We start from the raw sequence: 3,757 nt of genomic DNA, 5'->3' as shown, positions 1-3,757 counted from the left end.
AGCGGCATGTTCAGGCCGACGCCGACGAGCAGGAACAGGTAGGTGCTGGACGACGCCGCGGCCTCCTGGAGCGTCAGCCCGGCCGCCACATAGGGCAGATGACTGACGACGAAGGCCAGGAACACGCCGGCGACCACGACGGACAGCCCGCCGAAGGGCTCCGCCTTGGCGGTGGAGGACCCGAAGGTCACCAGCGTCACCACGGCGGCCACGGCGGCGAACAGCAGCAGCCCGCCGAAGGCCCAGCCGATGGCCGGCGAGGAGAACTGGTATCCGGAATCGGTGGCGCCCACGGTGACGAGCGCGACGACGGCGCCGACGACGGCGACCAGCGACACGATACGCCCGCGAGAGGTGACGGAGGTCTGCGCGCCGATGCGATGCAGATGCATCCACGCGTATCCGAGCGCCACGTATCCGAAGGTCACGGTGACGGCCATCAGCAGCGGGAACCAGCCGACGAAGGCGAAGGATCCGCCCAGATACCGCACGCCGTCATGCGCCACGTTCACGGACAGGGTGCCCAGCGCCAGCCCCTGCATGAAGGCGGCGAGCAGCGAGCCGATGCCGAAGGCCTTGTACCATCCCTCGGCCCCGCCCTTATGCGGCTGGGAGATCATCTCGACGGATACGCCGCGCAGGATGAGGCCGAACAGCATGAGGATGAGCGGCAGATACAGATGGGGCAGGATGAGGCCAAAGGCCGCCGGCAGCCCACCGAAAAGGGCGACGCCGACGAACACCAGCCAGGTCTCGTTGCCGTCCCAGATCGAGCCGATGCCCTCGACGATCTCGTTGCGTTCGTCACGGTCGCGGGTGACCAGCGTGATGACGCCGGCCCCCAGATCGTATCCGTCGAGCAGCACGTAGGCGAGGATGCCTACGAGAATCACGATGAACCATGCGACACTCATCTCACGCCTCCGCCTTCGAAACGGTTGAAGCAGCACCTGATGCCGTCGATGCCACGGCGGCGGTCCCCGCGAGGGCCACATCGGACACGGCCCGGGCGGCCTTGCCGAGAACGGACTCATCTTCGGTCCCCTCCGCCTTCGCGGCGCCCGGAAGATCGCTCTCCGGCCCGCGTCTGACCGCGCGCACGATGTACGCGATGTAGGCCACCAGCATGACGGCGTAGATCGCGATGAATCCGATGAAGCTGAACAGCACGGCCCCCGACGACAGGTTCGAGGCGGCGGCGCTGGTCTTCAGCTGTCCCCACACGACCCAGGGCTGACGTCCGACCTCGGCGGTGAGCCAGCCACCCAGAATCGCGATGATGCCGATCGGCGTGGTCCACAGCAGCCATTTGTGGAAGCGCCGCGAGGTGTACAGGCGTTTTCGCAGTCTCAGATACGTGGCCATGAAGGCGCTGGCGAAGATGAGGATGGAGCCATAGAACATCATTCGGAAGCCCCAGAAGGTGGCGGCCATGTTGGGCTGCTCGTCACGGGGCACAAGCGACAGGCCGGGGGTCTTGGAGGAGCCGGTGAGGTCCTTGGCGCCGATGGCGCTGCCCCACCACGGCACGGAGATCTCGACGATGTTGCGCTGCGCGTTCTGGTCGGGGATGGCGAACAGCACGTAGCCGTTGTTGTTCGAGTCCCAGTTGCCCTCCCAGGCCATCATCTTGCTGGGCAGGCCCTTGGAGGTGAGCTGGTCGGTGACGACGTACTGGCCGGCCACATAGTCGCCGAGGGCGATCTGCAGCGGGATAAGGGTGGCGACCACGCCGAGCGCGATGGACAGCGACTTGCGGGCGAACATCACCGCGCGCCCCTTGACCAGATAGTAGGCGGAGATGCCAGCGACGAAAACCCCCGCGGAGACGAGCACGGCGACGAGCATATGCGGCCAGCGCCACACGAAGGAGGGGCTGACGAGCACCTTCCACCAGTCGGTGACGACGAACTTGCCGTCCACCTTGGCGTATCCGGACGGGGTCTGCATCCACGAGTTCGCGGAGATGATCCATGTGGACGACAGCACGGTGCCGATGGCCACCATCACGCTGGAGATGAACATCGTGCGTTCCTTGACCCGGCCCTCGCCGTAGAGAAGAACGCCAAGGAAGGCGGCCTCGACGAAGAACGCCGTGACGACCTCCATGCCGATGATCGGTCCGATGACCGCGCCGGTGGTGGCGGCGTACTGGCCCCAGTTGAGGCCGAGCTGGAAGGTGATGACGATTCCGGCGACCACGCCGAGGGCGAAGCCCACGGCGAAGATCCTGCGCCAGAACCGGAACATCTGCAGGTAGACGACTTTGTGCGTGCGCCAGTACTTCCAGTACACGATGCACAGAAGAACCGACAACCCCACGGTGACCGCCGGGAAGGTCATGTGGAACATGACGGTCAGGGCGAATTGCAGCCGAGATAGCAATTCTGTGGACATGTTTCCCTCTTTTGTCTCTTGACTCCGGCTTCGAAGCCACGATGCCTTGGGGACCCTGTCGCCGCTCGTCTTCGTACGGACGACATCGTGCCGAATCCACCGTGCCGGAACGGATGCTCCAAGACCGCCGAACGGGAGACCCCACCCGGAACCCCGGAACGCCGTGCTCGGAACGATGTTTTCGACACCCGCCGAAACGGTCGTCGGACCTGGTCCTCCTGGGCCTTCGTTGGCTTCAGTATGTGCCGGCATGGTGAAAACGTCAAAGAAGCGGAGTCGTTCCGGAGCAGGCGGTCACGGCTCGTTTTCGTTGGAATTCCGCGGTTCTGCGGAGGTAAGGGAATGGACGTCACTATGGGAATGTGAGAAACTATACAAATGAGAGTGAAGACGGGAGCAACACCTAGGTGAGCGCCGCGTGATACGAACGCCGTCGGGCCAAGTGCCGCAAATGCCCGTTCCTCCCGCGTCCGCGCAGAGCCGGGTCGTCCCGCGCTCCGATGCGCGTCCCGCTGAAGTGCCGGCGCCGGCGCACGCGTCCTCGACGTCCCGCCACAAGGAAGGCGAGAAGCGTCGCGGGAATGGCGATGACGGCCATGTATTCGAGCAGCTGCTTCGTATCGAGGGGCGCCTCCTCGATTGCCGGAATCTGCTGGGGAATCTTCGCTCGTACGCCCGAGACGAGCAGCCGGTGAGTGTTGACGCCGTAGGGCGTGCAGGTCATGAGAGTGACGCGATCCTCGCCTTTGGTGACACGCAGCTTGGAGGTGTCGTTGGGCAGGATGACGCTGATTCGGTCGACCTTGTATCCCAGCGTTTTCCCGAGGACCTTGATGTAGAAGTAGTCGCCGATCTTCATCTCGTCGAGGCGGGTGAACATGAGGGCGCTGACGAGGCCGCGATGACCGGTGAGCACGCTGTGGGTGGAGGCGCCTCCGACGGGCAGGGAGGTGCCGTAGAGGTGGCCGACGCCGCGGGCGAGCACCTCGTCGGAGGAGCCGTGGTAGATGGGCAGGTTGACGGAGATCTTGGGGATGACGATGCTTCCCATGACGCCGTCGCCGCTGATGTCGAGCAGGCTCTGGTAGGTCGTGTCCTTGGCGGATTCGCTGTCGTCGTCATCGCTGGTGGTGCTCTGCCCGGACTGGGTGGAGAAGGGGTCGACGGCCTCGCCGAGGACGGGCTGCCCGCTGGCGGCGAGCTTCGTGTTGTAGGCGCGCGCGGCGGCAAGGGCGTCGGCGCGTTCCGCGGCGGGCCAGCCGCTGACGGTCTTCTCGATGCCCGTGCTTTCGCTGCTGAGCTGCCGTTCGTTCATGGCCTGCAGGGCGAAGGGGTAGGCGCCGATGGCGATGCCGACGAG

The 3,757-nt window shown here is 65.2% G+C and carries 3 protein-coding genes; all 3 read right to left on the bottom strand.

Going from position 1 to position 3,757, the window contains the following annotated elements; all coding sequences use genetic code 11:
- On the bottom strand, positions 1–914 hold a 914-nt coding region (locus RWX87_RS06640; protein WP_314688804.1), incomplete at its 3' end, for a cytochrome d ubiquinol oxidase subunit II.
- A 1-nt stretch (position 915) separates the two neighbouring features.
- Positions 916–2,397, bottom strand: coding sequence for a cytochrome ubiquinol oxidase subunit I (locus tag RWX87_RS06635; RefSeq protein ID WP_314688803.1), 1,482 nt, complete (start codon positions 2,395–2,397; stop codon positions 916–918).
- 403 nt (positions 2,398–2,800) lie between these two features.
- Positions 2,801–3,757 (bottom strand): class C sortase (locus RWX87_RS06630; protein ID WP_314688802.1); only part of this gene is annotated, 957 nt, incomplete at its 5' end.

Source organism: uncultured Bifidobacterium sp., from assembly GCF_963540075.1.
Taxonomy (GTDB): Bacteria; Actinomycetota; Actinomycetes; order Actinomycetales; family Bifidobacteriaceae; genus Bifidobacterium.
The sequence above is the reverse complement of the archived record's forward strand: the minus strand, read 5'-3'. Positions and strand labels throughout refer to the sequence as shown.